The sequence below is a fragment of the Shewanella sp. BF02_Schw genome, from assembly GCF_014596695.2.
GTDB lineage: Bacteria > Pseudomonadota > Gammaproteobacteria > Enterobacterales > Shewanellaceae > Shewanella.
In genome coordinates this window covers 384,806-409,211 of record NZ_JABKAW020000002.1, presented here as the reverse complement: position 1 = coordinate 409,211, position 24,406 = coordinate 384,806, and the positions used below count along the sequence as shown (strand labels likewise).

Annotated in this window: 21 protein-coding genes; 12 read left to right on the top strand and 9 right to left on the bottom strand. The window is 42.0% G+C overall.

The window, feature by feature from the left end:
- Positions 1-60 precede the first annotated feature (60 nt).
- On the bottom strand, positions 61-1,263 hold the full coding sequence (locus HNW13_RS10195) for an ammonium transporter (RefSeq protein WP_101086001.1): 1,203 nt from the start codon (positions 1,261-1,263) through the stop codon (positions 61-63).
- A gap of 414 nt (positions 1,264-1,677) precedes the next feature.
- On the opposite strand from HNW13_RS10195, the gene HNW13_RS10190 reads away from it, so the two are divergent.
- On the top strand, positions 1,678-2,847 hold the full coding sequence (locus HNW13_RS10190; RefSeq protein WP_192115578.1) for a lipid-transfer protein: 1,170 nt from the start codon (positions 1,678-1,680) through the stop codon (positions 2,845-2,847).
- A gap of 78 nt (positions 2,848-2,925) precedes the next feature.
- Here the strand turns inward: HNW13_RS10190 and HNW13_RS10185 are convergent, their stop codons facing one another.
- A complete protein-coding gene (locus HNW13_RS10185; protein ID WP_279575201.1) occupies positions 2,926-4,005 on the bottom strand; it encodes a PepSY-associated TM helix domain-containing protein in 1,080 nt (359 codons plus the stop codon).
- A gap of 534 nt (positions 4,006-4,539) precedes the next feature.
- On the opposite strand from HNW13_RS10185, the gene HNW13_RS10180 reads away from it, so the two are divergent.
- Positions 4,540-5,082: a carboxymuconolactone decarboxylase family protein gene (locus HNW13_RS10180; protein WP_192115580.1), complete on the top strand. Its 543-nt coding sequence runs from the start codon at positions 4,540-4,542 to the stop codon at positions 5,080-5,082.
- Between the two features lie 166 nt (positions 5,083-5,248).
- On the top strand, positions 5,249-5,896 hold the full coding sequence (locus HNW13_RS10175) for a DsbA family oxidoreductase (protein WP_123777318.1): 648 nt from the start codon (positions 5,249-5,251) through the stop codon (positions 5,894-5,896).
- 49 nt (positions 5,897-5,945) lie between these two features.
- On the opposite strand, the gene HNW13_RS10170 is transcribed toward HNW13_RS10175, so the two are convergent.
- Together HNW13_RS10170 and fdhD are read right to left on the bottom strand one after the other, a co-directional pair.
- Positions 5,946-8,291 (bottom strand): FdhF/YdeP family oxidoreductase, encoded by a 2,346-nt coding sequence (locus HNW13_RS10170; RefSeq protein WP_192115581.1) that lies wholly within the window; start codon positions 8,289-8,291, stop codon positions 5,946-5,948.
- Positions 8,284-9,099: a formate dehydrogenase accessory sulfurtransferase FdhD gene (fdhD, locus tag HNW13_RS10165; protein ID WP_192115582.1), complete on the bottom strand. Its 816-nt coding sequence runs from the start codon at positions 9,097-9,099 to the stop codon at positions 8,284-8,286. Before fdhD ends, HNW13_RS10170 begins: the two co-directional genes overlap by 8 nt.
- Before the next feature lie 133 nt (positions 9,100-9,232).
- On the opposite strand from fdhD, the gene HNW13_RS10160 reads away from it, so the two are divergent.
- The 7 genes from HNW13_RS10160 (at position 9,233) to HNW13_RS10130 (ending at position 15,365) form a co-directional block, all read left to right on the top strand.
- A complete protein-coding gene (locus tag HNW13_RS10160) occupies positions 9,233-10,132 on the top strand; it encodes a LysR family transcriptional regulator (RefSeq protein WP_192115583.1) in 900 nt (299 codons plus the stop codon).
- 339 nt (positions 10,133-10,471) lie between these two features.
- Positions 10,472-10,756 carry a J domain-containing protein gene (locus HNW13_RS10155; protein ID WP_059745623.1) on the top strand — a complete coding sequence of 95 codons (285 nt, stop codon included), beginning with the start codon at positions 10,472-10,474 and terminating at the stop codon, positions 10,754-10,756.
- A 7-nt stretch (positions 10,757-10,763) separates the two neighbouring features.
- Positions 10,764-11,291: a hypothetical protein gene (locus HNW13_RS10150; protein ID WP_011636233.1), complete on the top strand. Its 528-nt coding sequence runs from the start codon at positions 10,764-10,766 to the stop codon at positions 11,289-11,291.
- Positions 11,288-12,043: a hypothetical protein gene (locus HNW13_RS10145; RefSeq protein ID WP_101085994.1), complete on the top strand. Its 756-nt coding sequence runs from the start codon at positions 11,288-11,290 to the stop codon at positions 12,041-12,043. The genes HNW13_RS10150 and HNW13_RS10145 overlap by 4 nt, the downstream gene beginning before the upstream one ends.
- Before the next feature lie 11 nt (positions 12,044-12,054).
- Positions 12,055-12,948, top strand: coding sequence for a hypothetical protein (locus tag HNW13_RS10140; protein WP_192115586.1), 894 nt, complete (start codon positions 12,055-12,057; stop codon positions 12,946-12,948).
- Positions 12,949-13,452: 504 nt separating this feature from the next.
- A complete protein-coding gene (locus tag HNW13_RS10135) occupies positions 13,453-13,845 on the top strand; it encodes a VOC family protein (RefSeq protein WP_192115587.1) in 393 nt (130 codons plus the stop codon).
- 290 nt (positions 13,846-14,135) lie between these two features.
- Positions 14,136-15,365, top strand: coding sequence for a dicarboxylate/amino acid:cation symporter (locus tag HNW13_RS10130; RefSeq protein WP_192115589.1), 1,230 nt, complete (start codon positions 14,136-14,138; stop codon positions 15,363-15,365).
- A 33-nt stretch (positions 15,366-15,398) separates the two neighbouring features.
- On the opposite strand, the gene HNW13_RS10125 is transcribed toward HNW13_RS10130, so the two are convergent.
- On the bottom strand, positions 15,399-16,592 hold the full coding sequence (locus HNW13_RS10125; protein WP_243756237.1) for a GGDEF domain-containing protein: 1,194 nt from the start codon (positions 16,590-16,592) through the stop codon (positions 15,399-15,401).
- 683 nt (positions 16,593-17,275) lie between these two features.
- Between HNW13_RS10125 and HNW13_RS10120 the strand changes: the two genes are divergently transcribed.
- Positions 17,276-17,809, top strand: a complete 534-nt coding sequence (locus tag HNW13_RS10120) for an NUDIX hydrolase (RefSeq protein WP_101085983.1) — start codon at positions 17,276-17,278, stop codon at positions 17,807-17,809.
- 91 nt (positions 17,810-17,900) lie between these two features.
- Here HNW13_RS10120 and proC read toward each other — a convergent pair whose 3' ends face one another.
- The 4 genes from proC to putP form a co-directional block, all read right to left on the bottom strand.
- Positions 17,901-18,740: a pyrroline-5-carboxylate reductase gene (gene proC, locus HNW13_RS10115; RefSeq protein ID WP_101085982.1), complete on the bottom strand. Its 840-nt coding sequence runs from the start codon at positions 18,738-18,740 to the stop codon at positions 17,901-17,903.
- A 75-nt stretch (positions 18,741-18,815) separates the two neighbouring features.
- Positions 18,816-20,063 (bottom strand): glutamate-5-semialdehyde dehydrogenase, encoded by a 1,248-nt coding sequence (locus HNW13_RS10110; protein WP_192115594.1) that lies wholly within the window; start codon positions 20,061-20,063, stop codon positions 18,816-18,818.
- Entirely contained in the window at positions 20,060-21,166 is a 1,107-nt protein-coding gene (gene proB, locus HNW13_RS10105; protein WP_101085980.1) for a glutamate 5-kinase, read from the bottom strand. The genes HNW13_RS10110 and proB overlap by 4 nt, the downstream gene beginning before the upstream one ends.
- Positions 21,167-21,180: 14 nt before the next feature.
- Positions 21,181-22,677: a sodium/proline symporter PutP gene (putP, locus tag HNW13_RS10100; RefSeq protein WP_192115596.1), complete on the bottom strand. Its 1,497-nt coding sequence runs from the start codon at positions 22,675-22,677 to the stop codon at positions 21,181-21,183.
- Between the two features lie 1,039 nt (positions 22,678-23,716).
- On the opposite strand from putP, the gene HNW13_RS10095 reads away from it, so the two are divergent.
- Positions 23,717-24,361: a TetR/AcrR family transcriptional regulator gene (locus HNW13_RS10095; RefSeq protein ID WP_243756236.1), complete on the top strand. Its 645-nt coding sequence runs from the start codon at positions 23,717-23,719 to the stop codon at positions 24,359-24,361.
- Positions 24,362-24,406 lie beyond the last annotated feature (45 nt).

The following is a 24,406-nucleotide window of genomic DNA, read 5'->3' as shown; positions in this document are numbered from 1 at the left end:
TTGATTAAAAGGGGCAGAAATTCATTTCTGCCCCTTTTTACTATTAGTGACTTAGCATCATCACTTATCTGAATTGGTTGAACCAATTTTGTGAATCGCTAAATCCGCCCCAATAAATTCATCTTCTTGGCTTAAGCGTAAACTCGATAGCTTGTTAACTACGCCATACACAATCATACCGCCAACAATTGCCACCACAACGCCAGCAATACTACCGATAAGTTGTGACATAAAGCTGACTCCGCCAAGGCCTCCGAAAGCTTGCTGGCCAAAAATACCCGCTGCAATACCGCCCCACACACCGCATAAACCGTGTAGTGGCCATACACCTAGAACGTCGTCTATTCTGTTGCTGCGCTGTAATTTGGTGTATACGAAAACAAACAAACCTCCAGCGACACCGCCAACCACAAATGCGCCAACAGGATGCATTAAATCAGAACCGGCACACACAGCCACTAAGCCTGCTAGTGGTCCGTTATGAATAAAACCAGGGTCATTCTTCCCCACCACAAGTGCCACAATCGTACCGCCAACCATAGCCATTAAACTGTTTACTGCCACTAAGCCACTAATTCCATCGAGGGTTTGCGCTGACATAACGTTAAAGCCAAACCAACCGACAATTAACACCCAAGAGCCTAGCGCTAAGAAGGGAATATTTGATGGTGCAAAAGCTATACCGGGTTTGCGGCCGCGTCGGGCACCTAATAAATAGATGGCGACTAAGGCTAACCAACCGCCCATGGCATGTACCACAACGGAACCTGCAAAGTCATGGAATTGGGCGCCGAATTGGCTTTCTAACCAAGCTTGGAAGCCATAATTACCGTTCCACATAATCCCTTCAAATAACGGGTATACGAAGGCAACAATCAAAGCTGAAGCCAGTAAAAAAGGCCTAAAACTGCCGCGTTCAGCAATACCGCCAGATACAATCGCGGGAATGGCTGCTGCAAATGTGAGTAAGAAGAAAAATTTAACCAGTTGGTAACCATTATCAGTGGTTAAGCTTTCTGCGCTGACAAAAAAGTGATTGCCGTAAGCAATTTGATAACCAATGACAAAGTAGGCAATAGCGGAAAAAGCAAAGTCAGTTAGAATTTTCACCAAGGCATTGACTTGGTTTTTATGTCTCACTGTGCCCATTTCTAAAAATGCAAAGCCTGCGTGCATGGCTAACACCATAATTGCACCAAGTAAGATAAACAAGGTGTCTGCACTTTGTGCAATGACGCCAATAGCATCACTAATATTATTCATTTCAGTTCCCACAAAACGATTCTCTGTTGAAATTCATACTTTTATAAAGCAAAAGTCATTCCTAAACCGTTACTTGACTGGCATATTCATGAACCCATATGGTGCAAATGGCTGAAAATGTTGCTGAAATGATCCGTTAAATGTTCTACTTCGGTGCGTTTTTATGTCGGTTCAATGCTCAATAGTGTCAGTAATGATTGATGCTTGGACTGATAATGTTTCATTTTGGTGCGCTATCGCTTTCATTTGGTGCGTTGCACTAAACGTAAATTAACTTTATGTTAACATTTGTCATTAAGCTAATATTGTCCAATAACGAGGGCTTAAATACATCGGTTGTAAAGATCCCTATTCCAAATTATCAATAACTGATCCCCAATAACATCTCACTAGAAACAGCATTACGGGAGCAATATGACAGCAGTAAGAGTGGCAGGAGTGGGAATGATCCCATTTTGCAAACCAGGTAAGCATGAACCCTATCGTGTCATGGCGGCTAAAGCGATAAAGCTGGCATTAGCTGATGCAGGGCTTGACGCCAAGTCAGTTGGCCAAGCATATGGTGCCTATATTTATGGCGACAGCACCTGCGCTCAGCATGCATTCTACGATGTAATTCAAAGCGGCATTCCAATTATCAATGTTAATAATAATTGTTCTAGTGGCTCTACTGCGTTATTTCTAGCGCGCCAGGCGGTGTTGTCTGGACAAGTGGATTGTGCGTTAGCGTTTGGATTTGAAGAAATGCAACCAGGTGCATTGGGATCGCATTGGACCGACAGAGAAAGCCCTTTTGAGCGGATTGAGCCAGTGTTAAAGCAGTTTAATGCCCCGCAAGGTCCAATTGCATTACAGGCTTTTGGTGCAGCAGGTCGTCATTATATGGATAAGTATCACGTCGGTGCCGATATTTTTGCCAAGGTGGCCGAAAAGTCACGTCGTCATGCGTTACAAAATCCATACTCGATGTTTTCAACGCCATTAACGTATCAGCAAGTGCTCGATGATAAGTTAATTTACGACAATTATTTAACTCGGCTTATGGCTTGCCCTCCTACTTGTGGTGCAGCAGCGACCATCGTTTGCAGCGAACAGTTTGCCCGTCAAAACGGCATTACATCCAAGGTAAAGATTATTGCGCAGGCAATGGCAACTGATACCGAGCAGTCGTGGCAAGACCCAATTTATGCCGTCGGTAAGGGAATGAGCCAACAAGCGGCGCAGCAGGTTTATGATGATGCTGGTATCGACCCCAACGATATCGATGTAATAGAACTGCATGATTGTTTTACCCCAAATGAGGTGATCACTTATGAAGCATTAGGCTTATGTCCTGAAGGCGGCGCAGCTGAATTGATTGCCAATGGTGACAACACGTATGGTGGCAAATTTGTTATTGGGCCATCGGGTGGATTAATGTCGAAAGGACATCCAATTGGTGCTACTGGGCTGGCACAATGTACCGAGCTGACATGGCACTTACGTGGTCAAGCTGGCAACCGGCAAGTCGACAATGCCAGGTTAGCATTGCAGCACAATGTAGGTTTAGGTGGCGCGGTGGTGGTGACGTTATATGGCGTTTAGCTAACGGTTTGATTTCATGCTGCGCTACAGTGTCGTCGATGTATGAAGGCAATGTAGCGCAACAAGGTGGGCTGTTCGTTAACTGGCTTTTTTGCGACTAAAAGTACGTCGGTAAAAGGTCACCACACTGAATGATAAAATCAATGTGCCAATGAGTGACACCAAGGTAATCAACATTACATAGCTTGCTGGCATGTACAGTCCATCGTGTAGAGGCCGAACAAAACTGGCAATTTTAGCTAATAAAGGTCGGTCACTGTGTTTGATTACTGACTCAATCGTTCCTTGTTGATAATTCATGTTGATGCGATCAGCTTCTCTTAACCACACGCCCTGATGTTCATCGAATTGAATACTGTACACAAGGTCTTGTGGTTTATCTGTTTCTGCTTGCTGGTCTTTATTGGGTTTAGAGCGTGGTTTACTTACTGATACAAGCTCTGCGTCTGGCCAAATTTGTTGTGCATTACTTAGCTGGCTCAACCAATGACTTGGTTGGCTGACAGAATAAGTTAGTGTCTGTTCGTTGGTGGAATCTTGCTTAAGAACACCTGTCCATAAGCTGTTGTAAGTGATTAAAAATCCGCTGATACACAATATAAACAATGGTACTGAAATAAATAATCCCAGTTGAATGTGGCTTTTAAGTAAACTGCTTGAGCGGGTATTTTTAGGAATACTTTGTTTTAATCTAAATCCATTACGCACTCGCCACCACAGGTAAATGCCAATTAAGGTTACGATGCCCCCCGCAAGCGATGCCCATGCATTAATGTATTTACCACCATTGTCGATGAGAAAATTTCGATGCAACCAAAATACCGTGCTATATCCAGGTAAATCGAAAGAGGAGCTACTTGACAGTTCATTTAACTCTTTGTCCAATGCAATTGATTTACCACGAGTGCTAGCTTGAATATATGGCGTATGTTCTGTTGGAAAGCGAACAGTACTCATGTCGGGATAGCGCTCAAATACACTCGCAACAGTATCGGCTTTTTGTTCAAGTGTGATTGGAGAGTATGTTTGATCTTTACTGTCTAGGCGTTTGAGCAAATCAACGCTACCGAGATATACCCCAGTGGTAAGTACTATTAACATGGTGATGCTAATAAAAAAACCTACCCAGTTGTGAAACCATTTTAATGTCGAAACCATGTTCATTTTTGTTTGCTCAAATTATGCCATGCAGTATTGCAATAGAGTGTTAAACCTGCTGATTTTATTATTTTTTATAAACGTTAATACAAATCCACAAACTTGCGGTAATGATAATTAATCTCAATTATTTGTTCAATTAAAGAAGTGTAAAGATGTGGGGGATAAACCCATTTATCGTCTAAATATCATTTTGGCGTAAGTGCTTTATTCTGGGATTGTTATTAGTTAGGTCGTACTTCACCCTATTAGAGCTGTCGCTACGCATTTCTAGATGCCTCAATAATTGACAATCTAAATGTTCAAGTGGCTAGTAGAATTAGCATTAACGGCTGAGTTTAGTGATTATTTTATATTTTTTAAAACTCATACTATTTTGATAATAAGCAATATTCTCTAGTGTAAATGTGAATAACAACAATCAATTTGATCGATCACTCAAAATAAACTTGAGCGATTGTTCAAATTGGTTTATAGTGGACTCAATTCGAAACGAAACGCTCCTAAATTTATTTATCTAGAAGAGAGAATATTATGACTGCATTTACTATTCATACAGTAGACACCGCACCAGAAGGCAGCAAAGCTATGTTAGAGGGTGCTAAAAAACAAATGGGTATGGTTCCCAATCTATTTGGCGTTTTAGCAGAATCTCCAAGCACGTTGCAAGCTTACCAACAGTTACATCAGGCCTTTTTAGACACATCATTTAACCCTGAAGAGCTAACGGTTGTATGGCAAACCATTAATGTTGAACACGAATGTGGTTACTGCGTACCAGCCCATACAGGTATTGCACATTCAATGAAAGTAGACCCAGCGTTAACTGAAGCACTACGTAATAAAGCGGCGATGCCAACTGCAAAATTACAAGCGTTACAAGATGCGACATTAAGTATCGTACGTAACCGCGGTAATATTTCTGAAGTAGAACTAGCAGCATTTTATGCCGCAGGTTATGGCCAACAGCAGGTATTAGAAATCATTTTAGGTCTGTCACAAAAAGTGATCAGTAATTACACCAACCATGTAGCAAAAACACCGGTTGATGATGCATTCAAAAAGTTTACTTGGTAATTCTTTACTAACATTTTTACCGACATTTTTATCAAAGATTATCATTCACGATAAGTCGATTCATGTATGACTTCATAATACCAATGCCGCGTTATCGCAAATGGCATTGGTATTTTTTTATCACGTTACAGTGAAAAAGCGTACTTGAAGAGATGAGGACAGCCAAATGACAGCAAAGATTAAGCTCGATATTATTTCAGATGTAGTGTGCCCTTGGTGCATCGTCGGTTATAAACACTTAGAAGCAGCGATAAATGAACTTGGGCTGCAAGATCAAGTTGAGATTGAGTGGCAACCATTTGAACTTAACCCTAACATGCCTGCTGAAGGTGAAAATCTGCGTGAGCATTCAGCCAGAAAATACGGCACAACCCCAGAAGGTAGCGTTCGTGCACGGGCCAATATTGCTCAACAGGGGGCTGAACATGGCTTTATTTTTGACTATTTTGAACAGATGAAAATGGTTAACACTTTAGACGCTCATGTGTTGTTGGAATACGCGAAAGAGGTCGGTAAGCAAACGGAGCTTAAATTGCGTTTATTCAGCGCCTTTTTTAGCGAACATAAAGATATTTCAAACCGTGAGGTGTTGACCGCTGAGCTCACCGCAGTGGGTATTAATGCCGCAGAAGCCATGAGTTTACTTGATAACGCTGCAGTGGCTGAACAGGTTCGCGCCAAAGAGGCTCATTGGCAGCAACTTGGTATTTCGGGTGTACCCACGGTCATTTTTAACCAATCGAGTGCATTAACTGGCGCGCATCCAGTTGAAGCATATAAACAAGTTTTGGCCGATTTAGTTGCCCAGCGCTAATGCGCTAGGGCTACATTGTTTGAGTATTGTTATCCCGAGTTTAGGTTACTTACACCTGAGCCACGCTAATCACCTGTTTGGTTGATGGAGTAATAACCACCGGGATTGATTTTGAGGTTGGGGTGTAAGAGCCAATTCCGACGCTGTTGATTGACACCAGTGGATTCGTCTCAGGATAATAAGCCGCAATGTTACCGCGTGGAATGTCGTAATAAACCACGCTAAAGCCACAGACTTTGCGGACGATATTGTCGTTGGCAATAGACTGTATATCAATAAGTTGGTCTTCAAGCAGATTAAGCTGAACAGCATCTTGTTGGTTCATAAACAATACATTCCGCTTACCTTTAATACCGCGATATCGGTCGTCCATTCCATAAATAGTGGTGTTGTATTGGTCGTGAGATCGCAAACTTTGCAGTAAAAAAATAGGGTGTTGTTCGGCGGATGACGCAGTTGTTTGTGCGTTGCTTGAACAATCTGCAATAACTGAATTTGGCAACTGACTAGGATTAAATTGAGCTAACTGGTTAGTGGTATTCCAAATAAGCTCAGCAGCGCTATTCCCCAGATAAAACCCGGCTGGTTGTTCGATACGTTGATTAAAGTCACTAAAGCCGTCGATGGTATTTTCGATAAGCTGACGGATTAGTGCATAGTCATCACGTAATGCCAGCCAATCTAGTTTATTTGTGGCATGGTTTGTTGAGTTGAGCTGAGTCGAGCCGGAATGGTTAAATGTTGCATGAGCCATTTGAGCGACAATATCAATTTCAGATAAACATTGTTCTGAGGCGGGTTCGGTCATGCCTGTTGAAGCATGAACCATGCTAAAGGTATCTTCAACGGTGATTTTTTGAATGCCGCTTTGCTGCTTGTCTAATTCAGTGCGGCCTAAACAAGGTAAAATTAAGGCGTCGTGTGTTACTTGTAAGTGGCTGCGATTAAGCTTAGTGCTGATTTGAACATTGAGTTCAGCATTGCGCATTGCTTGGTATGTAAAATCAGTATCGGGCGCCGCAGCCGCAAGGTTTCCACCTAAACAAATTAGCACCTTACTCTGTTTACTGTGCAGGGCTTTAAGGGCTTCGACCACATTGTGGCCCGCTTGCCGCGGTAAGCTGGTAGATAAATGCTGTTCTAAGCGGGTAATAAAAGCGGCAGACGGCTTTTCATTAATGCCCATAGTGCGGTTGCCTTGCACATTACTGTGGCCGCGAACTGGGCATAATCCGGCACCTTTTTTACCTAGTTGACCACATAGCAGATGCAGATTAACGACTTCACGAATAATGTCGACCGAATGCTTATGTTGAGTTAAGCCCATTGCCCAGCAACTGATCACGGTTTTGCTGTCACTGAACACGGTCGCAGCTTGAATAATCTCTGCTTTTGTCAGTCCAGATTGTTGTTCTATTTTATCCCAGCTAGTGTGTGTAACACTGTGTTGATAATCTTCAAAAAATGCACTGTGCTGCTGTATAAACTCATGGTCTATTTTATCTGGACGTTGTTCAATAATAAATTTAGCCATGCCTCGCGCAGCGGCCATATCGCCGCCTAATTTAGGGGTTAAATACAAATGGCTGATGGTAGTGGCTGCAGGAGTGAGCAATTCTATAGGACTTTGTGGACTGGCGAACTTTTCTAAGGCAACTTCTTTAAGATTATTGAAAGTGACAATTTTACCTCCTTGCTTGGCGGCCTTGCGCAGAGTATTCATCATTCTTGGGTGGTTGGTGCCAGGGTTTTGGCCAAACACAAAAATGGCTTCGGCGGCATCAAAATCTTCTAATACTACCGTGCCTTTGCCTATTCCAATGGCGTTAATTAATGCGACACCGCTAGCTTCGTGGCACATGTTAGAGCAATCGGGAAAGTTATTGGTGCCATAAAGCCGGCCAAACAGTTGGTAGAGATAGGAGGCTTCGTTACTGGCGCGTCCAGAAGTGTAAAATTCAACTTGGTCAGGGCTACTTAAACTGTTGAGCTTGGTGGCGATAATCGAAAATGCCTCAGACCAGGTTACTGGTTCATAGTGATCGGTTATCGCATTAAAGCGCATTGGTTCGGTTAAACGCCCCTGATATTCTAACCAGTAGTCGGTCTGTTTTGTTAGTTGGCGTACCGAATGTTGAGCAAAAAAATCGCGACCAACGCCTTTGCCTGTCGATTCCCATGCCACAGCTTTGGCGCCATTTTCGCAAAACTGAAATGCACCTTGCTTGTTATCACCCCATGCACAACCTGGGCAATCGAAGCCATCAGTTTGATTAACACGGAGTAAGTTTTTAAGGTTTTGCTTGGTGTGTTGGCTGCGAAGTACATGAGTAAATGTGGCTTGCAGTGAAGGAAATCCGCCGGCTTTAGTTGGTTTTTGGTGATGACTAGACATGAATTTCTCCGATAGGCCTCAGCGATAGACGGTTAACATTAAAATGACAATCGTAACTGGAATAATAAATAGGCGCTGAAAACTTGGGTATGTGAATAATATTGAGGTTGTATTTTAATGCTAGCTTTACTGCGAGTTGGCTTGGCGAAGCTAGACTAATAAGATTGTTAGCGCCAAAAAGAACCGCTTTATGGATCAATTCACTGCTACAACGACTGGTGATTAATAAGGTATTACATGATGTTTTTTGCGTCGCGGTTGTTTGCCTTATTAACATGCCGATAAGTTTATCGAGTGCATTATGACGGCCGATGTCTTCACGACAGGCGATAATGTCGCCTTGTGCTGTTAACGCTAAAGCCGCATGTATCGCACCACTTTGTTGAGCTTTTATTTGGCTGTCGGCAATACGTTGTTTTAAGGTTTCAAGGTTATTAATGTCAATGGGGCGTGTGACCGGAAGAATAGCTAATTGAGGCAGTGCATGTTCTATTGCTTCAACACCGCAGATACCGCAACCTGTTGCACCCACGAGCCGACGTTTTTTACTGTTTAAGGCCGACAGACAACGATTGGCGATAGTCACTTCAACCATAAAGCCGCTATCTGATGGCGTTATTTGAATGTCATGTATGTCATGATCGTGTTGGATAATGGCTTCGGCAAATAAAAAACCAATCGCAAAATCTTCAATATCATCAGGGGTGACCATCATCACAGCATAGTTAATCCCGTTAATATTAATGGCGGCAGCCGCTTCCTCTACCAGATGTTCAATGGGGGGCAACCATTTATATGAAGCATTCATGTGTATAGACTCAAAACCGGACGTGGATCACAGTTTAGGGGGCGCTAATACACAAAGCCAATCAAACAAATTTATGCGGTGATAGTTTTTATCTATTAATATAACGTAATTGATAGGCAGACTTTGAGGGTGTATGAACCTGAGGCAGTTACATTATTTTTATGAATTAGCGCAGTTTAAGCATTTTGCTAAAGCAGCCAAAGCTTGCCATATTACCCAGCCGACTTTGTCAGCCAGTATTACTGCGTTGGAAAAAAGCTTTGGTACCGAGCTAGTGGTGCGCGGCAGTCAGTTTGTTGCGTTAACCGATGCTGGACAGATTGTATTGCGCTATGCAGAAAAAATGCTGTTAGATCAAGCGGCGCTAAAACAAGAATTGAGTGTGTTTAGTGGGCCATTAATCGGCGCTTTGCGGATTGGCATTGTGCCGCAGTCGAGTGTCGATATTATGCCGATAATTAAAGCATTTAACGAGCTGCATCCTAATATTGCCGTAACGCTCTTGGTGACCACCAATGAAAAGCTGATTGAGCAACTGACTTTGCATCAAATTGATATCGGTTTAGGGTTTGATGAAAACCTTACTGAGGCGAATCGTCGCACGTTTCATTTTTATCCGCAGATTGATAATGATATGGCGGTATTATCAACCCAAGCACTTGTTAATCAACTCGACACTACTGCGCTAAGTGATAACCGATTAACCCTTAATAATTTGCAACGTTTACCATTGGTGTTGTTGAGCCAAAATATGCAGTTTAGGCAATACATTGATAATGCGATGGCAGAAACGGATTTACGCTTTAATGTGGTGTTAGAAACCGATTCGTTATTTCATCTAGTCAGCGCGGTAAAACACAATATTGGCTACGCGATTGTCAGCAGCGGTATTGCAAAATCAGCTCAGCAGTTATTCAATCTGCATTACCGACAACTGCAAGGTATCGAATCGGGTAATACGGTGTTTATTACCCGTAAATACAGTGTCTCACCAGCGATGCGCGAATTTGTGAGTCTGATTGAAATGGGGTAATTTTTGCAGGTGTTTTGCCGTTAAAGCATCATGCTAGCAAACTCAGATAGGCGTGGATATTGTTAATATCGCATCATTCAACTTGGCTGGTGGCATCTTAACGGCAGCAAAGATAACACCTGTTAATGACAACGCTGCTTTTTGGGTGTCATAGCTGTCCTAAAATTACTGTCCTAAAAATAGCTGTCCTAAAATTGATGTCTTAAATGATTGCAACTTAACTTGGGTTTATGTTTGCTGCAAGCCTGTGATTGTTGATATAATAGCGGGCTAAAAAATTTATCTATTTACAGACTTTTTTATCTCGCAATCACTGCCACATCGCCTGCAGGAATAACTATGATTAACCACTTTAGCGTACTGGGCGTCAGAGCCAATGCCAAAGAAGATGACATAAAAAAAGCCTATAAACGTTTATCGAATAAGTACCATCCTGACAAATTACTTGGGGCGTCTGATGATGAAAAGCAACAAGCATCTGTCCAGCTCCAACGAGTCAAAAAAGCTTACGAAGTGTTGTCAGATAAAAAGCAGAGAAATGCTTTTATCAATGATTTTAACAACGTAATTGTTACCGATCCCACAGCCGCTATGCGCGAGTTGTGGGACGAATATTATTCCTGAGTATCCCATGGCTAAACATCTTAATATCTCACGCATTAATGAGCTAAAAAATAATGCCAATGACAATATAGAATCTTACAACGACCCTGATACGCCAAATGCATTGGCAAAGTTTACCAGCCAAATCAGAGAGATATTGTTGGCCGATCCTGGGATGCTAGATTCAGTCCCTGAATATTTACCTGTTGCACTTTATGAAAGAGTTAAGTTCTCGCCTGAGTCAAAGCGCCAATGGGCACATTGGATTAGCTTGAATATTCACCCAAGCTGGGATGAATTTAAAACGACGATTGCGTTTAACAACGCCGATCTACCTCTGGCGCTTGCGGTACGTAAATATAACGAAGATTTGCTCATTGAAAGTTGTGCCGTGGTGTATTTGTTAGAGACTCAGGGAGATACAGCGCCCAAGCCTGAGGAAGATGATTCAGATGGTCTTCACGAGCATGAACGTGATGAAAACGATGATGACGACACGGACTATGATAGCGATGAAGAAGGTTATTATGACCAATATGACGAGGATATCGAATGAACAGTCTCATTGAAATAACCGCAGCTGAAATACAAGAGCTGGCTAATGTTGAGCCTAAACAGGCCAGCAAGAGATTTGAATTGATTGCATCGTCGATGTCAGATGATCAGTTGGTTGAAGTTATCGAGAAAATGGATATCGTTACGTTGACACAAATTAACAGTCAGCATGATATTTCGTGTCCATCGATTATGTCTGAGTTAATGACCCCAGAACAGATCCGCGACATTGTCTGCCAGCAGCCACTTTATTGGGAAGAAAAAATCAAGAGTAATGCAGAAGAGTTAATGCAGCATACTTTTGATTTTATGACTTATCTGATTCGAATCCAAGACAATGAAGAGAAACAAACTGCTATTTTAGAGTGTTTGGCTGAAGATCCTGCTGCGCTGTTTTATCTATCGATTCCGTTTATCGAGCTTATTTTAGGCGGTACCAGCAGTGATGACGATGAGATCAACGACACTTTTGATGATGAAGCGGATGAAGAAACCGTGGGTTACTCCGATTGGCAAGCCGATGAAGAGGCACATAGTCTTAGCATCGATGACCCGCGCAGTTTATTAGCATTGATCCGCGATCGAGCGCCTAATGTTGAAAAGGCGATTAAGAACATGCTGCGTAACACCGGCTCTGATTGGCAGTTAATTATTAGCCAGTTTGCCAGTGAGTTAGTGATACAGGCGAAAGAAAAGAACCAAGTCACCGACGAGTATGCTGAAGTTGATGACATGTTTAGCTTTCTTGATTAAGGGTTCTGCAAATGCAATTGGTATTACGTGACGAAAATCAGGGTCCCTATCTGAGTCGGGTGTTGGCTTATGGCCGAACCGAAGAATTGCTCAATAATGAGCAATTGGGACAGATCAAAGCGAAAGCCATTTTGATGAGCCTTAAGTTCGCTGATAAGTTTTATAACAAGTATAAAATGCATTTGCTTGAAGAAGCTGCGCAAGATGTTATCGGCATTGTTAGCATTGGCTTAATGGCATTATCGGACCAAAGTCAGGCTAATGCTATACGGTTGCTACTGACTGATGACGGCGTAGTTAAGTCGTTCCAGAAGGGCTGGGGAATGCTAACTAAAGTTAGCCAACACAGGCTTCATGGTAAATCTGTTTATGGTGACGTAGATAAAGTGTTGCTTGATCAAGTGTCGAGTCCACCTGATTGTGACGAATGGCAAGGCTGGGCTTACTACCAAGAAGCATTCGCTGAGCATAATCGCCAGCAATCTATTAATGCCTTATTGGCTCAGTTCTACATTGTCGGCACTTTTGATCCAATGGATTATATCAATCTAGAAAGTACTCTGGCAGAAGCCGTGTTATATCGGATATTTTTTGACGGTAAAAAAGTCCGTCAAGATCTTAAACGCCGCATGGCTCGTATAGAACTTAAAGATGAATGGTTTAACCTCGAATTTATCGAGCTACAAACTAAGGTGGCTTTGGCCGAGTTACCTAACGAGCTTGCTGATGCAATTCGTTTAGATTTAGGTAAGCATTTTAACGCAGCATTGTTGCGGACCCTGCATTTCTCTCGAAGTTATCAAGAGTTGGCCATTCAAAATGCCTCTCCTGAACGATTGGAGCGCCTGGAATACAAAGAAGGCTTAATTGGTCTACTTGGTTGGCCAATCTATATCGACATGTAGTTTAGCTTTAGGAAGCTTGCGAGTGAGCAAGCTTCCTAAACTCGCGAGTTATTACTGCCATTATTTACTTCCCTATTGCGCAGCAGCATAAAATCTCTCGTTACCGTGATGTTGTACATTATATTTATACTCTGCTTTGAGTTAACAACGTTTTAATCCTATCTAATACCTATTTAAAATTACTTTTTTCAACTCAATCATTTCATATTGCATTTGTTACAAATACTGTTGCTTCCCTATTCAACACTGACTTAATGATTAACTTATTCATATAGAACAATATATGTAGGTTGCATCTTCTGCTATCCAATCGATACAAAGGTGTGGATAGTGTGGTGTCAATGGTATTAATGTTTACTGAAGAATTGTCTCGCTAATTGATTACCAAATAATTTTTGATAATGTTTAGCTTTTGTGGTGGTTCATTGGTAGTCATAATCCCAGTAATATAAGGCTTTGCTGATAAAGATCGTTAAAGTCGGCTATATTCTAAAAGGGCGTGGTATGAATATTCGCTTTGATCATTTGTCACTAAGTGCTAGAAATCCGCAAAAAATGAGCGATTTTCTGGTGGCGTTATTAAATTTAACCGTTGGTAATCGGCCTAATCTTGAGTTTTCTGGTTATTTTTTATTTGCCGGTGATAAAGATGTGATACATATTTTTGCTAACCAGCAGCCAGAGGTAAGCAATCAACTGTCGCAAAATGAGCAGCCGCAAAATATTGTTCATCATGTGAGTTTTTTCAGTGATGACTATCAAGATGTCATGGCAAGAATTGCCAAACTGGGCCTGCGCTATTCTATGAGTGAAGTGCCGGGAACGTCGGTTAAACAAATTTTTGTTCGCGGCCCTGAAGGGCTCATTATTGAAATCCAAGCGTTGCCGAACGGCTAGTGCGGTTTGTAGTTGTGTATAGTATTGGTTTTGTGTCATATTTATCATTAAGTTATGTTGTTAGTACGTCATTGTAGAGAGTGATGATCTACAGTGAAAATTGATATTGATTGTTGATAATGATTGTCGATAGTGATTATTGATAATCATTGTCGATAGTGAAAATTGCTAGCATCTTGATAGGGTTTATTTTACATCTGCATTTTCTGTTAGTTGTTAACGCGTTAACTGTTCTTTGGGCCGAGTCTGCTGCCTATTCCATCTTTGTTTAATTGTTCTTAGGATCCAATATGCTGAGTAGCTTACGTGCTTATCGTTCGTCCATTATTTTACTGAGTGCCTTACTGCTGGGCGGATTGTTTGGTGGGTTATTTCCTGAATGGGCTATCAAGCTTAAGCCTATTGGACAAATATTTCTCAATCTACTGTTTATGATCATCGTACCTTTGGTTGCTGTGAGTGTGATGTCATCTATTGCTCACATGACCGATTTAAAGAAATTAGGCGCGATACTGGTGTCTATTATGGCTGTGTCGATTGTCATGGCGATTATTCCGTCAGTGGGCGTGGTGTTGTTGGCATTAGCATATGACCCCGCACAAGGGGTGACATTAGACTTAGCCAATACCGTTGATTCTGCCTCGGGTAGCATGGACTTTGTCAGCTTACTCACAACTAACGATTTTGTCGGACTACTCTCTAAATCAAACATATTAGCATTGATTATTATGTCGGTGATTGGCGGTGTGGCCATTGGTCAATCCGGTGAAGATGGCGAGAGAGTGGGGCGCATGCTCGACAGTTTAAATACCGTGATCATGAAAGTGATTTCGATATTAATGTATGTGGCTCCAATTGGGCTAGGTGCTTATTTTGCCGCGACTATGGCTAGTCAAGATACTGAATTAATGGGGACATTTGCTCGAGCGGTGGGGTTGTTTTTTGTGGCGATGGCTATTTACCTAACGTTAGGTTCGACGTTATATGCGTGGATTGGCGGTGGTGCACAAGGTGTGAAACGTTTTTGGCAACATATGCTTGAACCTGCTGTGACGGCATTAGGCACTAGCTCGTCGTTAGCAACGTTACCTGTGACTATTCGCAGTGCGGCTAAAATGGGCCTAAATGAGCAAATTGCCGAGATTAGCTTACCGTTACTAGTGAATCTCAATAAAGGTGGTGCAGCGGCTATTACCGCACTAAAAATCGTGTTTATTTATTCGTTATTAGGTCTCGATTTTACGACCGATGTATTTATGCTGACGATTTTGATTTCGGTATTATCGGCATTTATCATTGGCGGAGTACCGGGCGGGGCATTTTTAGGTGAAATCTTTATTGTGACCACCTTAGGTTTACCGATGGAAGTGATCCCTATTTTAGTGGTCATAGGGGCCATTACCGATGCGGCTTCAACGGTGGTTAATGTAGTACATGATTTAACCGCAACGCAAATTATTGAGCGCATTAATGGTAAGCATTATATTGTGGCTGCGCCAGCGAGTCGCTTACAAGAGTAAGATTCAATATTCTGTTAATTGTTCTTTATCCTACTAAGCCGCTGCTACACAGTTTCGGCCGCCAGATTTTGCTGAATATAAGGCTTTGTCTGCGCGGTCAAGCAAGCTGTGAGCCGTGTCTTCTACTCTATACTGGGCGACACCTAAGCTAATTGTCAGTTCCATTGCTTGAATATTTTGCATGGCAATATACAGCCTTAACCTTTCGGTTAACTCAACAGCATCTGCTAATGTCGTGTTGGGTAAAACTACCACAAATTCTTCGCCGCCCCAGCGTGCTAATAAATCGTCGCTACGCATTTGGTTTTGTAATAATTGCGCGAGTTGGCATAGCACTTTGTCTCCGAATAAATGGCCGTGATTATCATTAATTTGTTTAAAATGATCGATGTCGATAATTGCTACCGAAATAGGGTATTGAGTGGCAGCTTGTTTACTGAGTAAATCTTGAGTTGTTTGATGGTTTTTCAGCGGATGCTCATCCGCATAAGGTTGGTAAATAATCGGTGCTTCGTCTGTTCGTTTTGTCGCGTTAGCGCTTTCTGTTGCCATGGGCGCATTAGCTGCTGGTGTGGTCAGTAGAGTATCAAGCGCAAAATCGAGTTTTTCACGGTTATACAGTCCGGTGAGTTTATCTGTTTCAGCCATTTTTTGGATTTCTAAATTACGCAGTGCCAGTTTTTGATAAGCTGAAAAACGGGTTTTCTCATAAAATCTAAACAGTAAAATTTGTGCAATACACACTTCAATAACGTTGAATAATGAGCCGGTGCTAAAGGCCACTGGCTGAGGGTCTTGCGTTTGCAGGTAAACAATAAAAGCACACACACTAAAGCAGATGCATGAAATAAATGTGCCCCATGTTCGACCGATAAGAAAAAATGAAAAAGGCGGAATAAGCGTCGCCCAAAACAGTGAATGAGAATACCCTTTGGCTGATATCACAAATAGCATAATCAAACTGGCTACCATGAGAGTGACAGCCCATGCGGTTATCTTTACATGACCCGTGCGACGAAAACGACAGTAAATACCCAATGAGATAACTAAGCCTGAACCGTCGAGCAAGGCATATTGATAACCTTCAAAATAGAATAGGTTGATCAGGGTAAGAATGAGAAAGTAACTCGTGGTAATGAGTAATGAATGTTCGATTAAGCGAATACGCCAATAATCAGGGTGATCAGGCGGATACTGAGGGAATTGTTTGTACCAAAATTTAATCATAAGCAACTTCCGAGGTGACATTCAGTGAACGTTAATCTTTGTATCTTGATAACCGTATCATTCAATCCTTGATAAGTGATAATTAAGCATAGGTAAAATTTAAAAAATAACCGTCTATTTAGGCGGTTATTTTAAGATATTGGTATGAAAGGACGATTAAAATTTATGGTTTTGTTTCAATTAGCTCAAGAATGTCAAAACAGGCGCCCATGGTGTGAAAATCGGTTTTGCCGAGCGGACTTTTTAGGTTATCTATCTTTTGGTTGTCTTGAGTTCACATGCTAAACCCAGCACCGTATCGATGAGCGACCATGTGTTGCCACGTGCCGTGCCCAATTTGGTCAAATGGGTATTTAACTGTGGCTTTTAAAATGTGGTTTTCTAACGTTGGTTATTTAACTGAAAGTACCTAGCAAAGAGTATTTGACTGGAAGCATTGAGCTAGCAGTATTGAATGAGACGTTTTGCGCTATAAGTATTGCGCTATAAGTATTGAGGTAAGAGTACCAAAGTCGCTTGTTGTGAATAATCAGCTTCATAATTGATTGTTATTATTTGCACTCAAGTTGTCATTACAAGCACTGATATGCTGCCCTGCAAGTAGTTTTAACTTATACGCCAAACTTGAAGCATATAGTTTGGCAACGTATCATGCGCTTTTTATTGCGATGAGCCCTTCTATAATGCGCCACTTAACCACTCGTTATCATTCCGACACTCCAGCAGATTTTATTGCTGCGAATCACCAAACAATGCTAACGCGGCTTGCTGCTCGCGCAATTGTCATGCGTAATAATCAAATATTAATGCTTTACACCCAACGTTATCATGACTATTCATTGCCTGGTGGTGGCGTTGATGCTGGCGAGGAGATAGAGCAAGGGCTTATCCGTGAGTTACAAGAAGAAACTGGCGCCCAACAAATTCGCAATATTAATCCATTTGGCTTATATGAAGAATATCGTCCTTGGCAACGAGATGGTTATACGTCGGTTAATATGCTGTCTTATTGTTTCACTTGTGATATTGACAGTCAGCTGGGGGAAACCCAATTTGAAGCTCACGAAATTAATAACGGCATGATACCAGTATGGATTGATATCGATGAGGCTATTAGGCATAACCTTGACACTATCGCCAACAGCAGCAAAAAAGGCTTATCGATTGAACGAGAAACCTTTCTACTGAAATTGATTAAACAAGAGTTACTGCGCTAAGCTTAAGCCATTGTGGCTTAAGCTTAGCGCTATATGGCTATCACATAGCCAAGCGGATGGTATTAACCGTCAGCTCAGGTTCATAGCCCCGTTAGCCTATAGACAGTTCTTTTGCTCTTGTCGCTGCACACGCCATTGCGCTGGCAACTAGCTCGTCAAGATCACCATCCTGAAACGCCAATATTGCCTGTTCCGTTGTGCCTTTAGGTGAGGTCACCTGGTGACGTAGACTCGCCAAGTTATGCTGACTATTCATCGCCATTGATATGGCTCCCATAGCACTCTGCAACACAGCTTTAGTGGCTGTTTCTTGCGGCAGCCCTTGTTCAATGGCAGCTTTCTCCATGGCTTCTAAAAATAAGAATAAATACGCCGGCGAGCTGCCTGCTGCAGCCACGATGGTCGACATTTGGCTTTCTTCTTTTAGCCATACTGTTTCACCCACAGCACGCATGAGTCTTTCTGCTAGCGCAATGTCATTAGCGTGAGTGTCTGGTCCCGCATATAAACCCGTTAACCCTTCACCAATGGCGGTAGGCAAGTTTGGCATGGCGCAAATGACTTTGGGTGAGAAATGTAGTTTTTGGCGGAGTGTGGCATGTTTGACTCCCGCGGCAATCGAGATAACGAGTTTTCGGTTATCGTACTGCATAACTTCACTCAACTGCTCACACACTACAGGTACTACAAAAGGCTTAACGGCAACAATGATGACATCAGCAAACGCAACGGCGGCGGTATTGTCTTGATGTACTTTAACATTGAACTTGTCGATTAAGTCGTGTCGAGTAGTTTGGCTGGGGGTGCACACTAGAATATTGGCACTGTTATGACCTTGTTTAAGTAGGCCGCTGATTATGGCTCTTGCCATGTTGCCACCACCAATAAAGGCGATACAGGTATTGGGGTCTAATGATTCATGTTGAGAGATGACAACCTCCGAAAATGTCGCTAAAAAGAAAAGGCCACGCTTTCGCTTGGCCTTTGAATTGTGGAGCCTATTTGATTATGCGCGAACTTGACCTACACCGCTGACTAAGTATTTCTCAGTGGTAAGTGACTCAAGGCCCATAGGTCCGTAGGCATGCAATTTACTGGTGGCAATACCAATTTCAGCACCTAGACCGAGCTCGCTACCATCAGAAAAACGTGACGACGCATTAACCATCACTACCGAGGCATCCACGGTGCGTTGAAAACGCGTAGCCGTTAATTCATTTTGGGTACAAATCACTTCAGTATGATGGCTACCAAAGCGGCGAATATGATTAATAGCATGATCAAAATCAGTGACTTGGCGAATGGCAATTTCTAAATCCAAATATTCTTGGCCGAAATCATCATCGCTAATAACGTTGGCATGCTCAAAGTATTGTTGGGCATTTTTGCTGACATTTATACGTACTTTATGTGCAGCAAGTTGGGCTGCCACTTTAGGTAAAAAGGCTGCCGCTACGTCTTGATGTACCAGTAATCCCTCTAGAGCATTACATACTCCAGTGCGTTGGGTTTTACCATTGAGCAATAAAGACATCGCAATATCAAGATCGGCATCTTTATCAACATACAAATGACAAACACCTTTAAAGTGTTGAATAACAGGTATTTTACTGTTATCTGTAACAAAATTGATTAAGCCTTCGCCACCGCGTGGAATAATGACATCAATAAAGTCACGTTGCTGCATAAGCTCTAGTAATAAAGCGCGATCTGGATCGGGTATTACGGTGATCAGTGCTGGTGGTAATTGATATGCTTGCAATACATTTTGTAAAATAGAAGCAATGATTTTGCTTGAATGTATTGCTTCTTTACCGCCACGCAATATCACTGCATTACCTGATTTAAAGCACAATGCACCTGCATCAGCGGTAACATTAGGGCGTGCTTCATAAATCATACAAACAACGCCTAAAGGTACGCGCATTTTTTGAATGTTTAGACCATTTGGTCGCTCACATATTTCACGTACCATGCCGACAGGATCGGGTAATGATGCAACGGTTTCAATGCCCGCAGCCATAGATTCAATACGTTCAGGTGTCAGTGTCAATCGATCTATCATTGCCGCGCCTAAATCTGCTTTTTCGGCATGGTCAAGATCCAATAAATTCGCTTTAATAATATCGTCGCTGTGTGCTCTAAGTGCACGGGCCATATCAAGTAAAATAGTGTTTTTAACTTTCTCATCTAATAGGGCTAGAGTTTGTGCCGCTGTGGCTGCTGCTTGCGATAAATCTTTAATTAAACTCATAGTTGCTCCAAAATGGCGATGTTTTTGTCAGAGATCAGTGGGCCCGTTTTTTGCTGGGCATTGTTGGCAAATTCACGATCTTCTTGGTCTGCAATAAAATGTAATAAACAACTACTGTAGTTTGATTTGGCTTTTGCCAATTTAGTGCCATCGCCTTTGCGCACTAAAACAGTATCGCCGACGGAAAAGTTGCCTCTTACGGCCACTACATCGTCAGTGGTTAGTTGGGTATCATGCTCTTCAAGGTCAGCGCTAAAGTCATTTTCGACAATTAACTCACCCTGAACTTGTGAGGTATGCATCATCCAATGCAAGTGTTCTTGCATCGGTACATCATACGGGGTGAATAAAGTGCCTGGATTTTGGCCCTTTAAAAGTTGATTGAATGTGTCCGCGTCAAAACCATCGACAATCATGGTTTCAATTCCGTGTGAAATTGCTTTCTCAGCGGCTTCAATCTTGGTTAACATGCCGCCAGTACCTACGCTGCTCGTAGCACCGCCAGCCATAGCATAAATCTCAGCATTGATTTCACTGACTTGCTTAATTAGCGTGGCATCTTCATGTAAATTAGGGTTTTTAGTATAAAGCCCTTTTACGTCAGAGCAGATAATTAACGCATCTGCATCCGCTGCTGCGGCAACCATAGCTGATAAATTGTCATTATCCCCAACACGTAACTTGGCTGCGGTAACAGCATCGTTTTCGTTGATAATGGGGAGTAAGCCATTGTCTAACAGGGTAAAAATAGTATTTTTAATACTGATATAACGGTCACGGTCGCGTAAATCACCATGGGTAAGTAATAGCTGCGCCGATGGGAAATCGAACAATTTATCCCAAGTGGCCATCATATCGGCCTGGCCTGCAGCTGCCATGGCTTTTTTAAGCGAAATACTTGGCTCTGCCGTATCTGGGAATCTATGTTTACCCGCGGCGACTGACCCTGAAGATACCAATACAACTTGGCATCCTTGAGCGCGACAGGTAGCGATAAACTGTGCAATACCTAATAAATAATGGCTGCTACAACCTTGTTGATGGGGCGCAATTAATGCGCTTCCCACTTTAACGACAATCCGTTTCCAATGTGAAGTTGACATAGTTTTGTTCTCCATTACTGTTGCTCGGTTAAAACACGATTCGCTTCATGGAAGGTATCAACTGTTTTATTACAAGGATCCGAGTCAAGAGCGCTGGTAATCCAAATCACTACACTACTAACAATAAAGCCGGGGATCATTTCGTACATTACGGTGGTTAACGCTTTTCCATCTGCCAGAACTGGCGCGTAAATCCAAAATAATACGGTCACTGCACCCGAAATAATACCCGCAACAGCGGCTTTATGGGTCAGGTTCTTTTTATATAGGCAACACAGCACCAGTGGACCAAAGGCCGCACCAAATCCAGCCCATGCATTGCTGACTATCGATAAGATGCTATTTGAGCGATCGAGCGCCAGTAAGCTGGCGACAATACCGACACCGGCTACACCATAACGTCCCATTCTGACCATTTCTTTCTCAGTTGACTCTTTTTTCGAAATGACTCGATAAATGTCTTCGGTCAATGAACTTGACGACACTAATAACTGTGAAGAAATCGTGCTCATAATAGCGGCTAAAATGGCTGCTAAGAGGAAACCACTGATCAGTGGATGGAACAACAATTCAGAAAATACAATAAAGATGGTTTCAGGATCGCTTATTGTCATATCGAATTTATTGGCGTAGGCAATACCCACTAGACCTGTTGCCAGCGCACCAGTAATGGTGACCGTCATCCAACTCATGCCAATTCTTCGTGCCGCTTTGATATCAGAAACCGAGCGGATAGCCATAAAGCGCACAATAATATGTGGCTGACCAAAATAACCTAATCCCCAAGAAAGACTGGAAATTAACCCGAGTATAGTGACATTTTGCATCGCATCAGAAAAATGTGGGATCGACTCATAAGCAAAGCCCATCATTTTATCAGCACTGCTAAACTCTTGATATGCCACAACGGGTACCAGAATCAAGGCAACAAACATGATACAGCCTTGTACAAAGTCAGTCATACTGACGGCTAAAAAGCCACCGAGTAGGGTATAAGACACTACTACACCTAGGGTGATCACGAGCCCGAGTTCATAATTTAAATCAAATGCAGAGACAAATAATTTCCCGCCAGCGACTAATCCTGCCGAAGTATATAAGGTAAAGAAGATCACAATGATCACTGCCGCGATAATCCGCACATTACTGTTAGGTGCGTGGAAGCGTTTAGCAAAAAACTCAGGGATCGTTAGGGAGTCACCCGCGACTTCAGTATAAACCCGTAATTTAGGTGCCACGATCAGATAATTAATCAATGCCCCAGCTAATAGGCCGATCGCAATGTAGATGGTTTCGAAGCCTACTAAGAACATGGCGCCAGGTAAGCCCATTAGCATCCAGCCACTCATATCGGAGGCTCCAGCTGACAGTGCGGTAACTTGCGGGCTGACTTTACGGCCACCCAAAATGTAACCAGATACATCGCTTGTTGATTGTTTATACGCGAACAATCCAATGCCTAGCATTACCAGGAAATATATTGCTAATGAGACATAGGTTAAGTAATGCATGAATTATTTTCCTCCTAACGCTTTGTGATTTTGAATCCCGCTAGGTTTCAACATAACAAAGAGATAGGTACTTAAAAGGGCACATAAACAAAATAATTGTGAAGCCTCTTTCAGCTTTAATTTAGCGGTGTTCAACATAGTGGTAGTGAGATTTTCTTCGTTTGACGTGTCCGTTGACATAATGTCCTCCTGGGTGCGGGCTAATCGGATTATTGTTAATTCATTTTTCATTCAACAATAAAAAACCACCAAACTAGTTAGTGGTCTAACTATATTAACATCATTTTAGGTAAAATTTCCAATCCAATCTCAGTTACGGCAGTAATAAATGTTTTTTAACAACTATTTAACTTTATATCGATACGCTGTCAGCGGCATGAAATATAACGATGTCACACTGGCTGATTAAGTTGTGAGTACTTTTTAGCTATGTGCTGTTCATCTTTTTAATTTTCGACGGCGGTTAGCTTAAGTTGCTGTATTTAAAGTTTTATATATTTCAAGTTGAGTGTGAACGTCATCGGTTTTACTGGGTATTTGCCTAATGTTGATGCTATAGATTGTTTATTATGCAGTATAAACGTTACAGATATGATGCTATTCGCAAGTGGATTTGGTGCACTTTTTAGCTATTAATAAGGTGTTTTTAAATAAGTGGTTACAGCTCGAATGATTTGAATTCAAATGGTTTTGACTCGAGTCGCTATGTCAAAAGATTTGGTTTTATCGCGTGATATGTGTTGAATGGCCACTGCGTTTTCTGCCATTCCTAAGTTAACTATTTCAAATTACTTATACATAAATCCATGGATGTAGTGGGTTATCTATTGCCAGTTTCAGTAATAGCAGTGGATTAAGTCGGCATGTTATTCGGTGGCAACATTGCTGTGAGATAGAGCTTTACTAGCTCATGTTAATGTTGTCGCGACCTTGATATTACTGGGTAACTAGGCTTCAAGTAGGATTTGATATAATGTTATTGCATTTAATTAGACGCTCGGTCTAATATAGGGGTATGAATAATTTAAGTGTAGATATAATGACAAGTCCGCATACTAAGCCAAGCCCTAAACCTCGTAGAGGCAGACCTCCCAAAGTATCGCGAGATAATCCAGATACTCGGGCAGAGCTTATTCGTAGTGGTCTTGAGCAACTGACAGAGCAAGGTTTTGCCTCATCGGGTATTGAACCCATTTTGAAAAAGGTGGGCGTTCCGAAAGGCTCTTTTTATCATTATTTTGCGAGTAAAGAAGTCTTTGGCCAAGCGGTATTGCAGAACTACGCTGAATACTTCTTACATAAACTTGAAATTCATTTGCTTGATGAAGCTTATTTACCATTAACGCGGATTAGACACTTCGTTGATGATGCTAAGGCCGGAATGATTCGATACCAATTTAAACGCGGTTGTTTAGTGGGTAATTTGGGTCAAGAAATTGGCGTTTTGCCAGACAGCTTTAGACCGCAAATTATTGCGATTTTTCTGAGTTGGCAAGCTTGTTTAGCTCGTTGCCTCAAAGCTGCGCAATCACTCGGACAAATAGCTGCAACGGCAGATTGTGATGCTCTAGCTGAAAATTTTTGGGTTGGCTGGGAAGGAGCGGTAAGCCGTGCAAAGTTAGTTCAAGATGAACGCCCACTTGATAACTACTATGATCATTTTATGGCAGCGTTAGCAAAATAAAATTTTTTAACCATTAATAGACGATCAGTCTAAATTAGGAGAGCA

Excerpts from the sequence above, each read along its gene's own strand:
- HNW13_RS10195 (WP_101086001.1), bottom strand. The coding sequence starts at position 1,263 with ATGAATAATATTAGTGATGCTATTGGCGTCATTGCACAAAGTGCAGAC.
- HNW13_RS10190 (WP_192115578.1), top strand. The coding sequence starts at position 1,678 with ATGACAGCAGTAAGAGTGGCAGGAGTGGGAATGATCCCATTTTGCAAA.
- HNW13_RS10185 (WP_279575201.1), bottom strand. The coding sequence starts at position 4,005 with ATGGTTTCGACATTAAAATGGTTTCACAACTGGGTAGGTTTTTTTATT.
- HNW13_RS10180 (WP_192115580.1), top strand. The coding sequence starts at position 4,540 with ATGACTGCATTTACTATTCATACAGTAGACACCGCACCAGAAGGCAGC.
- HNW13_RS10175 (WP_123777318.1), top strand. The coding sequence starts at position 5,249 with ATGACAGCAAAGATTAAGCTCGATATTATTTCAGATGTAGTGTGCCCT.
- HNW13_RS10170 (WP_192115581.1), bottom strand. The coding sequence starts at position 8,291 with ATGTCTAGTCATCACCAAAAACCAACTAAAGCCGGCGGATTTCCTTCA.
- fdhD (WP_192115582.1), bottom strand. The coding sequence starts at position 9,099 with ATGAATGCTTCATATAAATGGTTGCCCCCCATTGAACATCTGGTAGAG.
- HNW13_RS10160 (WP_192115583.1), top strand. The coding sequence starts at position 9,233 with ATGAACCTGAGGCAGTTACATTATTTTTATGAATTAGCGCAGTTTAAG.
- HNW13_RS10155 (WP_059745623.1), top strand. The coding sequence starts at position 10,472 with ATGATTAACCACTTTAGCGTACTGGGCGTCAGAGCCAATGCCAAAGAA.
- HNW13_RS10150 (WP_011636233.1), top strand. The coding sequence starts at position 10,764 with ATGGCTAAACATCTTAATATCTCACGCATTAATGAGCTAAAAAATAAT.
- HNW13_RS10145 (WP_101085994.1), top strand. The coding sequence starts at position 11,288 with ATGAACAGTCTCATTGAAATAACCGCAGCTGAAATACAAGAGCTGGCT.
- HNW13_RS10140 (WP_192115586.1), top strand. The coding sequence starts at position 12,055 with ATGCAATTGGTATTACGTGACGAAAATCAGGGTCCCTATCTGAGTCGG.
- HNW13_RS10135 (WP_192115587.1), top strand. The coding sequence starts at position 13,453 with ATGAATATTCGCTTTGATCATTTGTCACTAAGTGCTAGAAATCCGCAA.
- HNW13_RS10130 (WP_192115589.1), top strand. The coding sequence starts at position 14,136 with ATGCTGAGTAGCTTACGTGCTTATCGTTCGTCCATTATTTTACTGAGT.
- HNW13_RS10125 (WP_243756237.1), bottom strand. The coding sequence starts at position 16,592 with ATGATTAAATTTTGGTACAAACAATTCCCTCAGTATCCGCCTGATCAC.
- HNW13_RS10120 (WP_101085983.1), top strand. The coding sequence starts at position 17,276 with ATGCGCCACTTAACCACTCGTTATCATTCCGACACTCCAGCAGATTTT.
- HNW13_RS10110 (WP_192115594.1), bottom strand. The coding sequence starts at position 20,063 with ATGAGTTTAATTAAAGATTTATCGCAAGCAGCAGCCACAGCGGCACAA.
- proB (WP_101085980.1), bottom strand. The coding sequence starts at position 21,166 with ATGTCAACTTCACATTGGAAACGGATTGTCGTTAAAGTGGGAAGCGCA.
- putP (WP_192115596.1), bottom strand. The coding sequence starts at position 22,677 with ATGCATTACTTAACCTATGTCTCATTAGCAATATATTTCCTGGTAATG.
- HNW13_RS10095 (WP_243756236.1), top strand. The coding sequence starts at position 23,717 with ATGACAAGTCCGCATACTAAGCCAAGCCCTAAACCTCGTAGAGGCAGA.